The sequence below is a fragment of the Pristimantibacillus sp. PTI5 genome (genome assembly GCF_048572955.1).
In the GTDB taxonomy this organism is placed as follows: domain Bacteria; phylum Bacillota; class Bacilli; order Paenibacillales; family Paenibacillaceae; genus Pristimantibacillus.
This window is the reverse complement of sequence record NZ_CP183886.1, coordinates 837,874-857,470: the sequence shown is the minus strand read 5'-3', so window position 1 is coordinate 857,470 and position 19,597 is coordinate 837,874. Positions and strand designations below refer to the sequence as shown.

The following is a 19,597-nucleotide window of genomic DNA, read 5'->3' as shown; positions in this document are numbered from 1 at the left end:
TTCCCGATCGGTTACCCATTGAACGTGGACCTGGCATGTGAATCAACTCCTTTCTTTATAAATCTTTATATGGTATGTAGCGAATCTATCAAATGTTATAGTCTCAAGCTCATTTATAAATAGAGATCGTAGAACTAGACTACAAGTTATGAAGGGTAAGAGAATTAATTTGAATGAATACGGAGGGCATGGCGAATAAATTTGTGGTTTTCATAGGTGAGGATGTAGAGGTGCTCACACATCAAGAAAAGGTGGCTCTCGGACATATTGCCGAATCGATCGAGGATAATCGTCGCGAGACTGGAAAGAATCCACGGAACATATATCTTGTCGTCAATACCGATGAGTCTTATGCAGACGAAGTAATCGAGATTTTGAAGCGTTACGGTCACTGGGGATGAACACCATTTGAATACAGAGGAACATTGGAGGTTTATTAGAACGCAAAAGACCCATAGAATGGGCCTTTTTGGAGGAGCTATTTGGAGGGATTGCTTATATTCTGCATTCATAGAGGCATGCGGTGTAACGTATATTAGTAGCCTTTACCGTAGCCTCCGACACCGCCGACATTACCGCAGCCGCCGCCGAAACTGCCAATACCACAACTACACGCTATAATAACCAACAAAATGAACAGTACCAAAATAAAACCAATGCTGTGATTAGCACCACCAACGAATCCAGACATCAATCATGCACCTCCTGTGTTTTGAGTACTCTTTAGGTTATGTGCAGGTGTTAGTACTTGATTGGGTATTTTCCTTGGAGGCAAATGACCATTTCCAATTGTCATTAAGGGGTATAAGCAAGGGATGTATGTGATTATTGAATTACATGGAGGGATTAATGTTGATTGGTCCTGCAGCTTGGCAAATGATCGACAGAGCACTAACACCCCTAATTAGATCGGGCATGACAACAAAATGTTTGAGTATGGTTGTTGCTCCTAATTCTCAGATGTCAGAACGTTATTGTATTGATACAGAATACGGGCAATTGCCGGTTAAAGTGAGCATTTATTTAAAAAAAGGGCAAGCATATATCATAGAAGATCCTATAGGAAGACGGATCATATATTTACGAGTTTATAAATATCGGTGTCAAATATCTGCAACTAAAGCAACGCGAACCACTGACGGGACGTTGACTGCTAAAGTCACGCCTTACAATTAGGGGGATAAATTGAGTGCCGAGAAATCCAAGCCCGAAGAACTTAATTGTCAATAATGGGAAAGTGGTTGAAGAATGCAACACAGCTACGGGCTGGACCGTCTCATCGGGGACTGCGGAGAACGTTGCTAGTTCTTTTTATTCAGACAAAAATCAATCCATTTTACTCTCAGTTACTTCTGCAGGAAGTAATGCTCAAATTCAAAAGACTGGTTTGAACGTAAACATGTCAGATATTGAGACCGTGGAGTTTGTCTTCAAAATCTCCGACCGGCTGAAAATGAATAATTTACGCCTCGCGTTTTATAACGACAGCACGAACTATTTTTACTGCTATCTTCCTATACAAGCGACTGACAATGTAACGTTTCATGGTTGGTATAAAATGCGGGTATCTACAAAAGATTTTCAAGCCCAAGGCAGGAGTCTGTAAAATATTATGTGTAAACTCCAAACTCTATTAAAATAGAGATAATAGAAAGGTTGGGGATCACATATGGGATTATGGACCAAGGAACAGCTACGTCAGTTTATCAAGGAGAACAAACTGGTAACGGCACAAGATGCACAAAATGCTCTAAAAGATCTGTTTGCCGAGACGATTCAAGAGATGTTGGAAGCAGAAATGGACACACATTTAGGTTACGACAAGCACGATGTGAAGAGCTAACAAACGACAAACAGTCGAAACGGAAAGAGCCGTAAAACGGTTACCAGTGAATATGGGGATCAGGAGATTGTTATTTCTCGTGACCGTCATGGGGAGTTTGAACCCTTAGTCGTGAAGAAGCACCAGTCGAATGTGACCGGCATTGAAGACCAAATCGTAGCTCTCTAAGCCAAAGGCGTTAGTACGCGAGATATTCAAGACCACTTGGCCAACGTTTACGGGATTGACGTATCCCCAACCCTCATTTCAAATGTGACCAACAAGATCGTCCCCCTTATTAAAGAGTGGCAGAGCCGGCCGCTACAGGGCGTGTACGCGGTCGTCTTTTTGGATGCCATCCATTTCAAAGTGAAGCAAGATGGGGCCATCGTGAACAAAGCTGCGTACAAGGTAATTGGCATCGATTTAGACGGCAACAAGGATGTTCTCGGCATGTGGATCGGAGAGAACGAGTCCGCCAAATTCTGGCTGAGCGTGCTGAATGAGCTGAAAAACCGCGGTGTTCAAGATATCCTCATCACCTGTGTAGACAACCTGACGGGCTTCTCTCAGGCTATTTCCGCCTGCTACCCACAGACCGAGATTCAGAAGTGTGTTATCCATCAAATTCGCAACTCTACTCGATATGTTTCTTACAAGGATCTCAAGAAAGTGACAGCCGACCTAAGCCCATTTACAAAGCAACAACGGAAGAAGCAGCCCTAACAGAGCTCGACCGTTTCGAAAAAATCTGGGGCACGAAATACCCACTCATTATCCGTTCCTGGCGTAATAATTGGGAAGAGTTGGCGACCTTTTTCAAGTATCCTCCTGAGATTCGCAAGCTAATCTACACAACCAACATCATCGAGAGCTACCATCGTCAGCTTCGCAAAGTGACGAAAGGAAAAAGTATCTTTCCCTCCGATGAGGCCCTTCTCAAGATGCTATATCTGTCTACGATGGACGTCGTTCGTAAATGGACGGGCCGTGTTCAAAACTAGGGACAAATGCTGCTTCAACTGTCCGTCTTTTTTCCCGATCGGGTAGGGCAACATTTACGTTGAAGGGGTGATTTCCCCCTCCGGGGGAACACCATCTAATTGAGTTTACACAAAATTATTGACAGACCCAATTTTAACCATCATAAACCGTGTTTCTTCTATTATATATGCACTAAAATACACTTCTTTCGTATTGTGATAGTCGAAATGGAAGGCAGTATCGGTTAATAACCGCCTGCCAACAAGAAAAAGCCCCTGTAAAGGGGCTTTTTTCTGTGCAAATTTGTTTATTTTAACAACAGCTGCCCAGCAGCTTTAGCGAAGAATGGACCTAATATCGCTTGCTTATCCATGTCGCTGCGGGCCCAGTAGAATAACATGACATTGTTGATTTTATAGATACGCGGGTAAACCAAATCCATTAAAGCGGTTTGCTTGTGGAAATCCTCGAGACCGGCTTCAAGCTGCTTCTCAGATTCGAAAATGTAAACGGAGAGCTGCTCAAGGCTCGCAGGCTTGTTTTCGTTTTTCATAGGGCCAACCGTATACCTGCTTGGTGTAACACCTGTCAGAACCCATTCATTCTCATGACGAATAGGCTTGAGGAGCAATTGCTGCCTGATCAGTTCTTCCTCTACGAGCTTTAAGTAAAAGCTGGATTTATCCAGGCGCGGCTCAAGCAGACGCGCCGTGATCGAGAATCGGATCGGCGGCTTAGACTCCAACTGCTCAGCTGCCGCAATAATAGAAACATGCTGCCCAATGCAGGCTTGGACATAAAACTCTTGGTCTACGGTATACCATGCAAGTTCATTCGCTTTATTGGAATCCTTGAAAATATCATCCATTGTAAGATTATTATGAGTACGGCCAGTCCAATTGATAGCAACTAAAACGCGAAGCGAATCTCCAATAATTTCTTTGTCCATAACGAGTCCCTGTACGGGCTTTTGAGCTTCTGACCAAGTTACGATTTCTTTGAGCTTAAAAGTGGCGGATGCGGATAGCCTATACAGCGTATGACTGTCTCCCGCGTGAGCAATGATGGCTGTTTTTCCTTCACCAATCCATAAGTCATATTCGTCTTTGTTAATAACGACCTTATAGGAGGGGGGCAATCCTTTCACAATGCCATTTATAGGCTGGGCGTCCCGAAAGGCTAATTTAAATACATTGATTAAATCAGTATCGGTGAGCTTCAACGCATTCGAAATGGTTTCACCAGGCTGCTCGCTGTTGTCTTCCAAGTGATAGACGATGACTTTTTCGCCGTCAAGATCGGCAGGCGGCGAAACGACATGCATACTTGGTACGTGGCTTGGATTAGCTATTTGGGCAGTGGATGATTCCGTACGACATCCAGTAAGCATTGCAGCGGCGGATAAAATCAAAATCATGCTCTTCACATACGTTCACCTCAAGACGGTTTTGGGTACCGCTGGTATCCCTTACTGTCTTGACGATATTCCATTGCTATATGTTGCTGAGAGAGTCAAAGACAAAAAACTCAACCGCGTTATTATCGCGATTGAGTTTTTTGAATTATTTCTATAAAAGTACTTGCTTGATTTCGTATTCGCGTTCAACGGCCATATCGATGAATTTATCTCCGATTTGGATAAGCGGACGGAAAAACTCTGTCGGATGCGTCATCACGATGATTCCGCTTTCGCCGCTCACTAGCTCAACCTGTTTGCCGATGAAATTTGGCATCATGTGTTTAATAAACGTATGGGCCGTATAGGGATCAAGTTCCTTGAAGCTTAGTCTATATAACTCCTTTAGAACGAAAAGCAAATCACGTTTTTGCTGATAAACGCGCTGCGAAATCATCGCGCTGTAAATATCAACGACGGCAATGATTTTGGATACGGGGTGTATTGCTTCTCCGGTGAGACCATGAGGGTAACCCGATCCGTCATTCCGTTCATGATGCTGAAGTGCTCCAAAAGCGATAAAGGGCTCATCGAATGCTTTGGAAATAATTTCGTGGCCATATATCGTGTGCTTCTTCACTTCTTCGTATTCTTCAGAAGTAAGCTTGCCTGGCTTATTTAAGATCTGTTCATCGATTCGGCATTTTCCGATATCGTGAAGAAAACCGGCTTTACCAACTTGTACCGCATCTTCGTTCGTATAACCGACCCAAGTTGCAAGGTAGTAGGAGAGCATGCCTACTTGCACGGAATGCTGATAGGTGTACTCATCCTGTGTATTAAGTAAAAGAAGCATCGATACGACGTCGCGCTCTAGCTGAAGATTGTTAAGCAGAGGCTGGAACATTTGCGATACCTCGTTAACGTCGATTTTGCCTTGTGTGGATGCTTGCGTGAACAGTCCTTCAAAGTTTTTGACAGCGTTTTCGTAAAGGGGCTGTACAGTAGGAAGCCATCTTGGATTTATAGTCGATTCAAGCGTCCGTCCCTCGGAAGTCTCGGAAACTCTTTGATCGATATCGACATAATCAACCCGATGTTGAAATAATCTTGATATTTCTTGGCTATTGAGAACTGTTCCTTTGGAGAGTACGTGAAGCCCGTATTCATTAAACGTATCGTTGCTTAGCCGGTCTCCATCTATTAAGTCTGTAACATGAACCCTCATCAAGACACCCCAATTGATTGTAGTAGCGATATATACCTACAATAGTAGCAATGAATGATCGGATTGGCAATAAGAGGATATTATAAAAACGACTAATTACCTAAAATTTCAGCATAAATTGACCTTGCTTTTGTCAATTCATCGGTACCTTGTACGATAGCACGACCATCACTGAATAGGACAAAGGTCAGTTCAGTGCTTAACTCGATCCGCAGCAAGAAACGATTTGACGTTATGGGACCAACGGAACGCAGTCTTTGGGCAAGCTCATTCAAATTGAGATCAGCAGGTTGGCCGGGCGTAATCTGCACGGAGTTTCTGCCGCAAAGGGTGGCTGCCGAGGCATCCGTTACGCGTTCATCCAAAAATTCGAAAAGCTGCCTGCCGCAGCACGGACAATCGCTTCTTTTTGCATTCGCAACGGCAACCGGCAGCCAAGCATGGTTCCAGAGATCGATTTGAAACAACGTGTCGTGAAGAGCCGCCGCGTTGCCGGAAAGCAGCTTAATCGCCTCCGCAGACTGGATTGAGCCTACGATATCGATAATTGGCGATATCACGCCTGCCGTCTCGCATGTATCGGTCGTGCCCGGCGGTGGAGGCTCATTAAATAAGCAGCGGTAGCAGGGGGTTTGGTCTGGAATGATCGTCAAAGTCATGCCGGAAGCTCCTACGGCTCCGCCATAAATCCAAGGAATATTGTGCATCACACTATAATCATTAATTAGGTAACGAACAGAGAAATTATCGCTGCCGTCAATAATGACGTCTACGCCTGCAAGTAAATCCTCCGCATTTGAAGCCGATAAGTCGGCAATAATCGGATCGATCGTTACCGTACTGTTCATTTCACGCAAATGAACCGCGGCAGCCTGAGCCTTTGGCAGCAGAGAGAGGACATCCTGCTCGGTATACAGCATTTGCCTTTGCAGATTGCTCCATTCAATAATATCGCGGTCAATGATCCGTACGTATCCGACGCCCGACCGCACAAGATGCTGGGCGATGACGGAGCCGAGCGCCCCCATGCCGACGACTGCGGCGCGGCTGCTTGCAAGACGCTGCTGGCCGCTCTCCCCAATTGGAGCAAATCTGGATTGTCTCGCATAACGTGCCGAACGATGAAGATCTTGTACTGGAGAATCGATTGCATGTTTATCGTTTTGGTTCATCTTTAAAGTTCTCCTTCGAAGCATGGTAAATGGGATCAATCGGATCTTTAAAATTCAGACAGCTGCCCCGTTGGATTCCAAGGTCCAAGCTGATGTCCTTTCCATTCCGAGCCGTCTTCCCATATTTCTTTCTTCCAGATAGGTACGATTTGTTTGAGGCGTTCGATTGCGTATCTGCTGGCCTCATAGCAGCTGTCACGGTGAGGAGCGGATACGGCGATAACGACGCTAATCTCAGCCAGGCCGACAACGCCGATCCGGTGGCTGATCGCGCACAACGCATTGGGCCAGCGCTCGGAGATTTCATCGCCGATTTGACGCATCATAATAACTGCCATTGGCGCGTAGGCCTCGTATTCCAACCTAACCGTACGCTGTCCATGCGTCCATTCGCGCGTCGTGCCGACAAACGAAATGGCGGCTCCGTGCTCGGGTACGATTACTTTTGCAAGCACTTCATCCGAGCTAATAACATCGGAGGTAATCACGAAGCGCTCCACCAGCTCTTGAACAGGCGGAGAAGGTTCCTCGCCGCCGGAAACGGGAGGAAGCAGCGCAAGTTCGTCTGATGCATGAACAATCGCATCCTCGGCTGCGTAAGCATGGTTTCGCGCGATAAACGCGATTTGAATCAATGCCTTGTGGTCCGGGTACCGGGAAGAGATAACGGCTTTCAATTCAGCGACGCTCATTTGATCGGTATCGGCTTGCAAATTTATGGAAGGGGCTCCCAGCCGCTCGGGAAGACCGGCAAATAGTTTAATAGACCAATTACATGTCATGGTATAAAACCTCTCATCATTTAGGCTTAAAGCTGTTTATAGAATATCATAATTCAAAAAAAAATGTTATGCTAATACATAGACAGAAAGGGAGTGAGATTCATGCCTACATTGACGGATCGTTTTGGACGGGTACACGATTATTTACGAATTTCAGTGACGGATCGGTGTAATTTGCGATGTTTGTATTGCATGCCTGAGGAAGGAATGGACTTCACGGAATCCGAAAATTTGATGACATACGATCAAATTGTCGAAGTCGTTGAAGCCGGTGCGGCTCTCGGAATCACTAAGCTGCGCATCACGGGCGGCGAACCCCTTATTCGGCCGGGACTCGACGGATTAATTAGTAGATTATCCGCTATTGAAGGGATTCGAGATATAGCATTGACGACAAACGGCATTTTTCTGGCCAAGCAAGCCGAGGCGCTAAAAGCAGCGGGCTTGAACCGCGTAAACATAAGCCTGGATACGCTGGATTCCTCCAGATTTAGGTTTATCGCGCGGCGCGGAGAATTAAAGCGTGTAATGGAAGGAATCGAAGCGGCGGCGGCCGTCGGGTTCGATCCGATTAAGCTGAACTGCGTGCTGCTCAAAGAAGTGAACGAGGACGAAATTGCCGATTTTTTAAAGCTGGCCTACGATCAGCCTATGCATGTCAGATTTATCGAATATATGCCGATCGGGCATGCGGACGAAAATTGGAAAAAGCACTATTTGCCGTTAACCCGGGTGCTTGAAGTTGCAGAGCGGGAAGGCTACGAGATTAGCCGGAGAACAAATGTGCATGGCAACGGGCCGTCCGATGATTGGCAGATGAAAGGTGCCCGCGGATCGTTCGGGCTTATTCATCCGATAAGCGATCACTTCTGCAGCAATTGCAACCGGCTGCGCTTAACGGCGGACGGATCGATCAAGCCGTGTCTGTACTGGGTAGATGAGTTAAATGTGAAGGATGCTTTTGGGCAGCCGGAAGAAATGCAGCGTCTGCTGCTTCGAGCGATGGACATTAAGCCGGAAAATCATGAGATGGCGGCTAAGCTGGCAGACGGCGCGCAAACCCACGTCCCTACGGAGCGGCGCATGTCCCAAATAGGAGGCTGACGACAAAAGATGAATGAAATTAAGATCGAACATTTCAAACTGGGCTCTTTCGCAACGAGCCCGGAAGAGATGGCTATGCTGGCAGGTAAAAGCTTCCCCATCGCCCAGAGAGTTCCTGGCGCGGTCGGGGATGCTTTTGATTGGCAGCGATGGTATTCGGCCTGGCTGGAGAAGGTCGGCGGCGCGGAAGCCGTTCCTGCGCCCTCCCAGCTGATAGTAGAAGCGGCAGATACCTTCGAGGCATCCATTCCCTGGGAGCAGCTCGGCGAGGCGGCCGTGCTTTACAAGCTAGATGGTGAACCGCTGCAAAAGACCGGGCCAATTCGGCTTTACGTGCCGAACGGGAGCAGCAAATGCTTGAATGTGAAGAGCATCGTCAAGCTTAAGATTGGGCAAAATGCAGCGAGCGGGGCCGAGGAAGCGACTTACGGATTTAAACATACATTTTCTGCTGAAGAATTGCGTAAAAACAAATAGAGTGGCTTGCTGCGCTGGCAATACGGAATAAGGAGGCGTGCATGAATTTGACGGACAGCTTTCGAACACGGGTGGTTCTTCTTCATAGCAACGATATACATAGTCGTCTTGAGCATGCCGCCCAGATCGCAACGCTTATCGCGGAGGAGCGGCGCACTTGCGGAAGCGACTTGGTGCTTGCCGTAGACTGCGGCGACCACATGGACCGGATGCGTGTTGAAACGGAAGGCAGCGACGGCGTTGTAAATGTAGAATTGTTGAATAACGCGGGATACGAGGTCATTACGCTTGGGAATAATGAGGGACTTACCTATTCGTCCCAAACCATAGCCGATGCTTATGTGAACCGTGCTAAATTTGCGATCGTATGCGCGAATATGTTGGATTCGGCAACGGGGGAGCCTCCTGAATGGCTGCTGCAGAGCACCATCGTTGACAAAAACGGACTGCGAATCGGCTTAATCGGCGTAACGGCGCCGTTTACTGACTTTTATTCCCTGCTTGGCTGGCAGGTTACCGATCCCTTCGAAGCCGTGCGCGGGCAATTAGGCGAACTGCGGAGGCAGGTTGACGTATTGGTGGTGATGTCGCATCTGGGGCTAACCTCTGATCGCTTGATGGCCGAGAGACTTGAAGGCATCGATCTCATTTTAGGCGCGCATTCGCATCATTTATTAGAGGAGCCGATCATTATCGGCGGCACTACGATTTGCGCAGCCGGAAAATTCGGCGAGTATCTCGGGCGGGTGGAAATCGGGATCGATGACACGACCGCCCGCCCTGTGTTCCGCGCAAGCTGCGTGCCTACGGCCGCATTGGCGGAGCATCCTGAAGCTGCCGCCATAATCGGAAGCTATCTGGCGGCGGGACAGCGGCGCCTGAGCCGGGTCGTTGCCCGGCTCGCTTCGCCGCTGCCCGCCAGGGCCGAGCGGGAATCACCGCTCGGCAATCTGCTGGCCGCTGGCTTGCGCCGCTGGACCAATGCCGAGATCGGTTTGGTCAATACGGGGCAGCTGCTCGGCGGCCTCGCGCAGGGGGACGTGACAGCGGGCGAGCTGCATGCCCTCTGTCCGTCACCGATCAATCCGTGCCTGATGACCATTGCCGGCTCGGAAATCCGGACAGCGCTGGAGCAGGCGCTGCTGCCCGAATTCATCCATAAGCCGATTAAGGGCTACGGCTTCCGAGGCATCGTGCTCGGGACGCTTGCGGTAGACGGCTTGTCCGTCACCTATGATTCCGCCAATCCCCCAATGGGCAAGCTCACCCAGGTTCACGTCAATGGAGAGCCGCTGGAAGACGAGCGGATGTATAAGCTTGGCACGATTGATATGTTCAGCTTCAAAGCCGGCTATGAGTCATTGGCCAAAGCGGTTCATTACCAATATTACTTGCCTGAATTCATACGGGATGTTATCGAAGATCAGCTGCAGGATCCGTCAGCAATCAGCGAAAGTCGACAGATGCGCTGGAGAAACGAATCGATATAACAAAGAAAATATGTATATTCTCGACAAATCATGTCGAAAAAATAGTATAAAATGGTTGCGATTTTCGTCAATTTCCCGTACATTAACATTACGAACGGCTTTTTCCGATGTAATAGTTAACATATCTTTTTATGGGGAAGGATCGAGAAAATGCGTTTGTTTCCAATTGCGAAGTGCAGGCCTGGCATGAAGCTGGCCAAAAAAATATTTTCGCAAGAGGGCCTAGTCCTTCTTGGCGAAAACATAGAGCTGACCGACAGACTAATTTCCCGCTTGGAGCAGTGCGGAATTCAATATGTTTATATAGCCGATCCGAAAACGGAAGATATTGTACCGCCCTCCATCATAAGCGAAGAGACGATGCAACTCGCACTTAAAGAAATCCGCACGAATTTCCGTGAGATGATGGATCGCCCAAAGCGTAAGAAGGGGACCACATATCCCTATATAGCGCAGCCGTTAAAACAAATGATGAACATGATTATCGATGATCTGTCCAGCCATAAGGATGCGATGATTATGCTGATGGGGATGAGCTCCGTCGACCATTATTTGTTCCAGCATTCCTTGAATGTCTGCGTGTATACGACGCTTCTGGGCATGTCGAACGGTTATACGAAGGATGAGCTGACGACGCTCGGCATGGGGGCGCTGCTGCATGATATCGGCAAAACTCAAATTTCGATCGATGTGCTGAAAAAGCCGGGCTCCCTCTCGAAAGAAGAATTCGAAGCCATGAAGCAGCATGCCAGAATTGGCTATGAGCTGCTGAAGGATGAGCCTAACCTTCCGCTTCTCGTAGCCCACTGCGCGTTCCAGCATCATGAGCGCATAGACGGAAGCGGTTATCCGCGCGGGATCAAAGGAAATGAGATTCACGATTATGCCAAATGGATCGGGCTGGTCGATTCATACGACGCCATGACGACGAATCGCATCTATAGCGCGCCGATGCTGCCGCATCATGCGATTGAACGGCTGTATGCCGGGACGGGAACGCTTTATGAGCAGCAGATGCTTCAGCTGTTTCGCGACAAGGTTGCCATTTATCCAATTGGGATAACCGTTAAGCTGCAAACGGGAGAATCGGGAGTCGTAGCCGACTTGAATCACTCTTATCCGCATCGTCCGATTATTCGCATCCTATATAATGAAGCGGGCGAAGAATTGAAATTGCCGTATGAGATTGACTTGTCAAGGCAGCTTACGATGATGATCGTCAGCGTGAATGACGATTCCAACGTAGTACAGCATGCCGCGAGTATTTAAAGTGTTTTGAGTTTAGGAGCCGCTGAGGCTCCTTTTTGCTTCTTTTTTCACCGTTTTATTTGCTTCCTTAGCGGTCGCGCATTACAATAAATAAAGAATGTTTCATTCCAGATCATAAGTCAGGTGCTGAAAAAAATGAACACGATAGATTTGCAGCAAGCTAGAAGACCCTTATCCATACTTTCGCCAACGAATGATCCGTGGGATCCCATTCGTTCGCTGCAGCAATATGGAAGACATCGATTGACAAGCGTTGAAATGACCGTATCCAACCTATGCAATATGAGATGTGAGCATTGTGCCGTTGGGGACACGCTCGTATTATCTGAACCCGCGAAGCTGCCGCTTAAACAGATGCTGGACCGGCTGGACGAAGTGGAGCATCTTGAAACGATCAGCATAACAGGCGGGGAGCCTTCCTTCTCTGACCGAACCGTCCGCGACTATATGTTGCCATTGCTTCAATATGCACGCAGCAGGGGAATCCGCTCCCAAATTAATTCCAATGTGACGCTGCCCTACAGCCGGTATGAGCAGCTCGCTCCCTACCTGGACGTCATGCATATTTCGTTTAACTACACCTCTGCAGAGGATTTCCACCAAATCGGCTTTGCGAGAGCAGGCCATCAAGTTTCGCTTGAAACCGCAGCTAAGCTGTATGAACGAATGATTGAGAATGCGCGTCGGCTTAGCGAGACGGGTGTGCTTGTCTCCGCAGAATCGATGATCAATTACAGAACATATGACAAAATGGATGAGATTCATAGATTGATCGTTGAAATGGGCTGTCAGCGTCATGAAGTGCATCCGATGTACCCAAGCTCCTTTGCCAAGGATTTGCCGATACTCGCCAGGGAGCAGATGCTTGAAGGGATTGAAAGGCTGCTGAAGGCAAGAGACCAATCAGTCTGGATGTTATTCGGTACGCTGCCTTTCTATCAATGCAGCAATAACGAATCCGAGCGCAAGCTGCTAAGAAAATTAGCGAATGAGCCGAATGTGACGGTTCGCAACGACCCTGACGGTCGCAACCGTCTAAATGTCAACTTGTTTACGGGCGATGTTTTCGTAACGGACTTTTCGGATGTGCCTGCTTTCGGCAGTATTTATAACTCCAAGCTCGAAGATTTGTTTGACAAATGGTTAGACCACTCCCTCGCCCAAAGCGTGAATTGCCATTGCCCTGCCGCGGCATGCTGCGGACCGAATCTGCTTGTGAAAGATATGTATTACAAGGATGTCAATTTCCATGAGCGCAGCGCAGTGGTTGACTAGCTTACGGGAAGCCTGTTCTTTTCTCAGGTTTAAGCGCCCAATAAGAAGCATATAAAAATAGAGAGAGGAGGAGAAGCTGTTGTCGATCAAGACAATCGTGTTTATAGCTGTAGGGTTGCTGCTGCTCTATTTATGTTTTACGGTAGGTGCTCCGTTTTTGCTGGCGCTTGTCGTAGCTATTTTTCTCGAGCCGCTCAATCAGCTGTTGATGAAAAAATTCCGAACGAATCGGCTCGTGGCCGCCACGATCTCGAGCAGCCTGTTTACGATCATTCTCATTGGTCTCATCGCGCTGCTTGGCGTGAAAGTCGTTGCTGAGCTGATCGCCTTCTTTAAGAAGGTGCCTAATTATTTTGAAAATGCCAACAGCATGGTTGACGATTTGATGATTGAAGCGCAATCGCTTTACCAGAACTTCCCGCCCGATACGATTGAAACACTGGAAAATTGGTTGATGGGGCTTACAAGCACCTTAACGAAAATGGTCGGGACCTTATCGAATTCGGTTATTGCGTTCGCTTCCAGCATTCCGGGAATGTTCATCTTTTTCATCGTCTTTTTGGTTGCGGTGTATATGATGAGCTTCAGCCTGAATACGATGAAAACGACCGTGCTTTCTTTGTTCGATGAGAAATCGCAGCCGAAGGTTAACGAGTTATTGAATAATCTCAAGAAGTCCATTTTTGGCTTCTTGCGTTCCCAGTTTATTTTGAGCGCACTTACATACATTATTTCGTTAATCGGCCTTCTGATTCTGGATATTAAATATCCGCTGGCGATTGCGCTGCTTATCATTGTCGTTGATATTATGCCGATCCTCGGAACGGGGTCGGTGCTCGTGCCATGGGGAAGCTATTTAATCCTTACAGGCAACGTCTATATGGGCGTAGGGCTTATCGTGCTGTTTCTCGTCATTACGGTATTCCGCCGCATCGTTGAGCCGAAGATTCTCGGCGATTCCGTCGGCATTGGTTCATTGTCGGCGCTGATAAGCTTATATGTAGGCTTTAAGCTGGTCGGCGTTATCGGCGTATTTATCGGCCCGCTGGTCGTAATCATTTATATGGCGGCGCGAAAGGCTGGATTATTTCAAATGAAATTCAAGGTCTAGACGGGCGGCGGAGAGCCGTGTCAAAGCCATGTTCGGATGCGTATGATACTGCAAAAAAAGCAGATCATTTAGGAGGCATCTCGATAAATGGCACCTACTAAAGTGGCGATTGTCACCCCGGGCTCTTTTCCGATCCCGTCGTCTGGAAGCAGCTCGGTAGAACGGGTGATAGAGAAATTTGCTCCGCTGCTGAAGCCTTATGCCGAACCGCGGATATTTGGAAGATTAAGTAGGCGATTGCCCCGGAAGGGACAGTTTAACGGCGTTGTTTGTGAGCGGTTTGGAGCTGGCAACAAGCAGCGGTATATTCAAGAAGTAGGACGCGCTGTGCGGCGGTATTCGCCTCAAATCATTGATGTCGAGAACCGTCCTCAGTTTGTCCTAACGATGAAGCGAATGAATCCAGGCAAAAGCGTCTGGCTTTATTTGCATTCTTCCACGTTCATTTCATCTCCCTATATTTCATCCTCGCAATTGCATAAATGCTTGCAGGCTGCGGACAAAATCATTGTCAACAGCGAGTTTCTTCGGCGGATCGTCGTGTCCAAAGCACCCGAGGTCGCATCAAAGCTCCGAGTTGTATATCCAGGAGTGGATACGAACCGGTTTCCTTCGCAATATTCGACCGAGGGCGCTGGAAAAAGAGAAAGCCTGAGGCAGAAGCGCGGACTGAGAGGGAAAAAGGTCGTGCTTTTTATGGGAAGGCTTATTCCGCTTAAAGGCGTCCATCATTTGCTCAACATCGTACCGCAGCTGGCAAAAAGCCATCCTGAGCTTGTTGTTGTCGTAGTGGGCAGCCCGTTTTACGGCTCGCACCGTAAAACGGCCTATGCGCGCAAGCTGGAGCGCTTGGGGCGTAAATGCCCTGGCCATGTCCGATTTGTGCCCTATGTGCCTTATACCCAGGTTCCAAGCTGGATGCTGGTTGCCGATGTCGTAGTCGTCCCTTCCGGAGCCCGTGAGGCATTCGGGCTTGTCAATGTAGAGGCGATGTCATGCGGCGTTCCCGTCGTAGCGACGCGTGCCGGCGGAATGAAGGAAATTATTCGAAACGGGGAAACGGGTTATCTGGTGAATCAGTCCAATATAGAGCGTGAGCTGCGTGAAAGGCTCAATGAGCTCCTTCGGGATAAACAGCTTCGACAGAAGCTGGGCCGCCAAAGCCGCGAGCGGGTAGAGCAAACATTCACATGGCGGCATACGGCGGAGCGGTGGGTGAAGCTGCTTAAGGAAAGCGGCCTGTAACAAGGTGCTTTTATAAGCTTTTGGGAAATAGAGGGTTGACACATTTCTCTGCAAAACGTTATAGTCAAACAAGGAAATCCACTAGGGGCGCCGTCATGGCTGAGATAAAGCGAAACGCTTTGGTCCCTTTGAACCTGATCTGGGTTATGCCAGCGTAGGAAAGTGGGATTGTGCGTTTATGCTACAGCGCGTGAAAGCTCTGCGGATATCAGCTGCTTGCCAGCTAGATATCTAGAATTAGCGGAGCGGATCTGCCCGGGGACTCCTTGGTATGGTCACACTCGCATGACGACACACTTCGACCGCTCCTTCACTGGAGCGGTTTTTTTTGTTGGGCAGACTGCGGGGCTTCTCCTAAGGGAGACTCCGAAGGAGCCTGGCGCGCTCCAGCGATTGCAGTTCATGCAGCCTTTCGGTGCGTGCAGAAGCAGCGGTGCTTTAAACTTTCTTATATGCTTGCGTATGCCTCCAGGAGAAATTCTAATTTATCCACTTGGGAGGTTTTTTTATGTCAATTATTACTACTCCGCTACCGGGCAGCCGTAAGGTTTATGTGACGGGCTCGAAGGAAAGCATCCGTGTACCAATGAGGGAGATCGCGCTTGAAGCAAGCTCAGGAAGAAACGGCGAAGAGACGCCGAATGAGCCCATTAGAGTTTATGATGCGAGCGGCCCTTATACCGACGAAGGCCATGAGGCGGATGTCCGCCGCGGGCTGCCGCCTTTCCGCAACGAATGGATTCAAGAACGCGGCGATGTCGAGGCCTATGAGGGCCGGGAAATAAAGCCGGAGGATAACGGGTTTATATCGGAGGATAAAGCGAGGGAGCGGGGCGCAGAGCTGTTCCCAGGCTTGTCACGAAAGCCGCTGCGGGCAAAAGCCGGACAAAACGTGACGCAGCTTCATTATGCGCGCAAGGGTATTATTACATCGGAAATGGAGTATATCGCCATCCGTGAAGGGATGAGCGCGGAATTCGTCCGCAGCGAAATCGCAGCCGGGCGGGCCATCATTCCGACGAACATCAACCATCCTGAGAGTGAACCGATGATTATCGGACGTCATTTTCACGTTAAAATCAATGCGAATATCGGCAATTCCGCCGTTGCATCCTCGATTGAAGAGGAAGTAGAGAAAATGACTTGGGCAACCCGCTGGGGCGCCGATACCATAATGGACTTGTCCACGGGAAAAAATATTCATACGACTAGAGAATGGATCGTCCGCAACTCGCCGGTTCCGGTTGGAACAGTGCCTATCTATCAGGCACTGGAAAAGGTTAACGGCAAAGCGGAGGATCTTTGCTGGGAAGTATTCCGCGATACCCTTATCGAGCAAGCCGAGCAGGGCGTTGATTATTTTACGATTCACGCAGGCGTTCTTCTGCGTTACATACCGCTTACGGCGAAGCGCGTTACGGGCATTGTATCGCGCGGAGGATCAATCATGGCGGCATGGTGCTTGGCTCACCATAAAGAAAACTTCCTGTATACGCATTTTGAAGAGATCTGTGAAATTATGAAGGCATACGACGTGTCGTTCTCGCTTGGCGACGGACTAAGGCCAGGATCGATCGCCGATGCCAACGATGCCGCGCAGTTCGCTGAGCTCGATACGCTGGGAGAGCTGACAAAAATTGCGTGGAAGCATGATGTACAGGTCATGATCGAAGGCCCGGGGCATGTGCCTATGCATCTTATTAAAGAAAATATGGACCGTCAGCTGGAGGTTTGCGACGAAGCGCCTTTCTATACGCTCGGACCGCTTACGACGGACATTGCCCCAGGCTATGACCATATTACATCGGCGATCGGCGCCGCGATGATCGGATGGTTTGGCACGGCAATGCTTTGCTACGTAACGCCGAAGGAGCATCTCGGTCTACCGAACAAGGAAGATGTGAAGGAAGGCGTAATTACGTATAAAATCGCTGCCCATGCGGCGGACCTGGCAAAAGGCCATCCAAGGGCGAAGCTGCGCGATGATGCGTTGTCCAAGGCGCGTTTCGAATTCCGGTGGCGCGATCAGTTCCATCTCTCGCTTGATCCAGAGCGTGCGATGGCCTACCACGATGAGACGCTTCCTGCCGATGCCGCGAAATCAGCCCACTTCTGCTCAATGTGCGGCCCGAAATTTTGCAGCATGCGGATAACGCAGGATATTAGGGAGTATGCGGCGCAGAACGGAATGGAAACGACCGAGGCGATTGAAGCGGGCATGAAGGAAAAGTCGGAAGCGTTTAAGGCTTCAGGGAGTATGATTTATGGCTGATATCGCCGAGTTCCCCATGACGGACCGCTATTCCCGGCAAACGAGATTTGCTCCGATCGGTGAAGCAGGCCAGCGCAAGCTGGCTGCTGCCACGGTGCTCATTGTCGGTGTCGGCGCGCTCGGCGCATCGCTAGCACAGCATATGGTGCGTGCAGGCGTTGGCGAGGTCAGATTGGTTGACCGGGACTTTGTTGAGCCGAGCAACCTGCAGCGTCAAATGCTGTTTGATGAAGAGGATGCGATCGCTGTGTTGCCAAAGGCAGCCGCAGCGGCCAATAAGCTGAGAAAAATCAACAGCAGCATAACCGTTTCGGCTGCCGTTGCGGATGTCAATGCGTCGAATATCGAATCGCTGGCGCGGGGCGTAAATCTCGTGCTGGACGGAACGGACAATGCGGCGACAAGGCTGCTGCTCAGCGATATTTGCTTTAAACAAGACATTCCATTTATTTATGGCGGTGTAGCCGGCGCACAAGGCATGCAGGCGGTGCTTATACCCGGCAAGACCTCATGCCTGCGCTGCTTGATCGGCTCCGAGGATTCAGACAGCGAGGGAGACACCTGCGATACGGTGGGCGTGCTTGCGCCAGCCGTTGAATTCATTGCCTCTCTGCAGGCAGGAGAAGCCGTTAAATGGCTGTCCGGCAATCAAACAGCGATTCGCGGAACTTGGCTAAGCGTTGATTTATGGTCGTTTAGACTAAGAGAATCGGTTCTGCCGCAAGGAAATTCTCATTGTGCGCATTGCGGACAGGGTCGTGTGCGGACCGCGGAGCTTATAGCTGAAGAAGCTGATCCAATCGGGGAGGACGCAATCGGCTCAATCGTGTTATGCGGGAGAGATACGGTGCAGGTGACGCTAGGCAGTCCGCTGCTTCTTGGCGATTTGGAGAAATCGCTAGGCAGACGGGGATGCCGGCTTACCGTTAATCGCTATTTAGTAAAAGCAGAGCTTCCAAGCGGCGAGCAGCTCATTCTCTTTCCGGATGGGCGTGTGCTCGTGCAAGGTACGGGCGATGCCGAGAATGCAATAAAGCTGTGCAAAACATATTTAATGCAAGGCTGAGACAGGCTTTGATGATAGAGAGGCGCGTGGGAGAATGAATAGACCGGCTTGGCGAGATTTTCGGCTGTACGCGATTACAGCGGAATCCAATCATCCTGGAAAATCGGTCGTCGATGTGATGGAGCAAGCGTTGATCGGGGGAGCCCAGATTGTGCAGCTTCGCAATAAGACGGGCAAAAGGGAAGAAGTGCTGGAACAGGCCAAGGCGCTGCGCGAGCTGACGCGGCAATATCAAGTGCCTTTCATTATCAATGACTATCCGGATATCGTACTTGAGGTTGATGCGGATGGCGTTCATTTAGGGCAAGAGGATATGCCGGTCAGCGAGGCAAGAGCACTGCTCGGGCCTGACCGCATTATTGGCATTTCCACGCATAACCTGCAGCAGGCGCTGGCAGCCGAACAGGCTGGGGCAGACTATATCGGCGTCGGACCGGTGTTTCCAACCGATACGAAGCCTGGCCGCGCCGCTGTCACGACAAGCTATGTTCAGGAGGCCGCACGCCATGTGTCGATCCCGTTCGTCGCGATCGGCGGCATTACGCTCGGCAATGTTGATATTGTGCTTTCTGCGGGCGCCGAGCGGATTTGCGCCGTCTCGGCGATTGTCGGTCATGCCGACCCGGCCGGCATATGCCGCTCTTTCTTAGAGCGGATTGAAGCCGCGCGCCGCGGCTCTGCCCTTGAAAAAAAGAGGCTCAAAATCAATGGCCGCGAGGAGCAGTGCAGCGCAAGAACGGTTGAGGAGCTGGTTATCCAGCTTGGACAGCAGAACAAGAAGCTTGTCGTTGAGCTTGACGGGGCCATCGTACAGCGCGCTTTATGGGCGCAAACGGAGCTGCAAAGCGGTTCATCGATTGAGCTGGTTCATTTTGTCGGAGGGGGCTGAGAGGAATGAAAGATT

At 49.4% G+C, this 19,597-nt stretch carries 17 protein-coding genes, 1 pseudogene and 1 riboswitch; of the genes and pseudogenes, 13 read left to right on the top strand and 5 right to left on the bottom strand.

The genetic code is table 11. From position 1 onward, the window contains the following. The first annotated feature begins 173 nt into the window (after positions 1-173). Entirely contained in the window at positions 174-401 is a 228-nt protein-coding gene (locus tag ACN6MW_RS04075; RefSeq protein WP_419874340.1) for a hypothetical protein, read from the top strand. Positions 402-535: 134 nt separating this feature from the next. Here the strand turns inward: ACN6MW_RS04075 and ACN6MW_RS04070 are convergent, their stop codons facing one another. Further along, positions 536-691 carry a hypothetical protein gene (locus tag ACN6MW_RS04070; RefSeq protein WP_419874339.1) on the bottom strand — a complete coding sequence of 52 codons (156 nt, stop codon included), beginning with the start codon at positions 689-691 and terminating at the stop codon, positions 536-538. A gap of 498 nt (positions 692-1,189) precedes the next feature. On the opposite strand from ACN6MW_RS04070, the gene ACN6MW_RS04065 reads away from it, so the two are divergent. Next, complete coding sequence (locus ACN6MW_RS04065; RefSeq protein ID WP_419874338.1) at positions 1,190-1,606, top strand: hypothetical protein; 417 nt, start codon at positions 1,190-1,192, stop codon at positions 1,604-1,606. 63 nt (positions 1,607-1,669) lie between these two features. Further along, positions 1,670-2,889: pseudogene (locus ACN6MW_RS04060) on the top strand (IS256 family transposase). 224 nt (positions 2,890-3,113) lie between these two features. Here ACN6MW_RS04060 and ACN6MW_RS04055 read toward each other — a convergent pair. From ACN6MW_RS04055 to ACN6MW_RS04040, 4 genes are all read right to left on the bottom strand, one after another. Beyond that, the gene (locus tag ACN6MW_RS04055; protein WP_419874337.1) at positions 3,114-4,232 is read right to left on the bottom strand and encodes a hypothetical protein; all 1,119 of its coding nucleotides are present in this window, start codon (positions 4,230-4,232) and stop codon (positions 3,114-3,116) included. 142 nt (positions 4,233-4,374) lie between these two features. Next, the gene (locus tag ACN6MW_RS04050; protein ID WP_419874336.1) at positions 4,375-5,430 is read right to left on the bottom strand and encodes an HD-GYP domain-containing protein; all 1,056 of its coding nucleotides are present in this window, start codon (positions 5,428-5,430) and stop codon (positions 4,375-4,377) included. Between the two features lie 92 nt (positions 5,431-5,522). Continuing rightward, complete coding sequence (locus ACN6MW_RS04045) at positions 5,523-6,602, bottom strand: ThiF family adenylyltransferase (protein WP_419874335.1); 1,080 nt, start codon at positions 6,600-6,602, stop codon at positions 5,523-5,525. A 47-nt stretch (positions 6,603-6,649) separates the two neighbouring features. Continuing rightward, on the bottom strand, positions 6,650-7,384 hold the full coding sequence (locus tag ACN6MW_RS04040; protein ID WP_419874334.1) for a molybdenum cofactor biosynthesis protein: 735 nt from the start codon (positions 7,382-7,384) through the stop codon (positions 6,650-6,652). 102 nt (positions 7,385-7,486) lie between these two features. Here ACN6MW_RS04040 and moaA point away from each other — a divergent pair, with 102 nt between their 5' ends. From moaA to thiE, 10 genes are all read left to right on the top strand, one after another. Then, positions 7,487-8,488 (top strand): GTP 3',8-cyclase MoaA, encoded by a 1,002-nt coding sequence (moaA, locus tag ACN6MW_RS04035; protein ID WP_419874333.1) that lies wholly within the window; start codon positions 7,487-7,489, stop codon positions 8,486-8,488. Positions 8,489-8,497: 9 nt separating this feature from the next. Then, positions 8,498-8,965 carry a hypothetical protein gene (locus ACN6MW_RS04030; RefSeq protein ID WP_419874332.1) on the top strand — a complete coding sequence of 156 codons (468 nt, stop codon included), beginning with the start codon at positions 8,498-8,500 and terminating at the stop codon, positions 8,963-8,965. Between the two features lie 41 nt (positions 8,966-9,006). Then, the gene (locus ACN6MW_RS04025) at positions 9,007-10,455 is read left to right on the top strand and encodes a bifunctional metallophosphatase/5'-nucleotidase (protein ID WP_419874331.1); all 1,449 of its coding nucleotides are present in this window, start codon (positions 9,007-9,009) and stop codon (positions 10,453-10,455) included. A 150-nt stretch (positions 10,456-10,605) separates the two neighbouring features. Further along, complete coding sequence (locus ACN6MW_RS04020; RefSeq protein ID WP_419874330.1) at positions 10,606-11,724, top strand: HD-GYP domain-containing protein; 1,119 nt, start codon at positions 10,606-10,608, stop codon at positions 11,722-11,724. A 135-nt stretch (positions 11,725-11,859) separates the two neighbouring features. Beyond that, the gene (gene yfkAB / locus ACN6MW_RS04015) at positions 11,860-12,999 is read left to right on the top strand and encodes a radical SAM/CxCxxxxC motif protein YfkAB (RefSeq protein ID WP_419874329.1); all 1,140 of its coding nucleotides are present in this window, start codon (positions 11,860-11,862) and stop codon (positions 12,997-12,999) included. Positions 13,000-13,078: 79 nt separating this feature from the next. After that, positions 13,079-14,110 (top strand): sporulation integral membrane protein YtvI, encoded by a 1,032-nt coding sequence (ytvI, locus tag ACN6MW_RS04010; RefSeq protein ID WP_419874328.1) that lies wholly within the window; start codon positions 13,079-13,081, stop codon positions 14,108-14,110. Positions 14,111-14,197: 87 nt separating this feature from the next. Then, entirely contained in the window at positions 14,198-15,355 is a 1,158-nt protein-coding gene (locus tag ACN6MW_RS04005) for a glycosyltransferase family 4 protein (RefSeq protein ID WP_419874327.1), read from the top strand. 73 nt (positions 15,356-15,428) lie between these two features. After that, positions 15,429-15,533: riboswitch (TPP riboswitch) on the top strand. Positions 15,534-15,863: 330 nt separating this feature from the next. Next, the gene (gene thiC / locus ACN6MW_RS04000) at positions 15,864-17,627 is read left to right on the top strand and encodes a phosphomethylpyrimidine synthase ThiC (protein ID WP_419874326.1); all 1,764 of its coding nucleotides are present in this window, start codon (positions 15,864-15,866) and stop codon (positions 17,625-17,627) included. Then, positions 17,620-18,693, top strand: coding sequence for a ThiF family adenylyltransferase (locus ACN6MW_RS03995; RefSeq protein ID WP_419874325.1), 1,074 nt, complete (start codon positions 17,620-17,622; stop codon positions 18,691-18,693). Before thiC ends, ACN6MW_RS03995 begins: the two co-directional genes overlap by 8 nt. Before the next feature lie 34 nt (positions 18,694-18,727). Continuing rightward, positions 18,728-19,582, top strand: a complete 855-nt coding sequence (gene thiE, locus ACN6MW_RS03990) for a thiamine phosphate synthase (protein ID WP_419874324.1) — start codon at positions 18,728-18,730, stop codon at positions 19,580-19,582. The last annotated feature ends 15 nt before the right edge of the window (positions 19,583-19,597 follow it).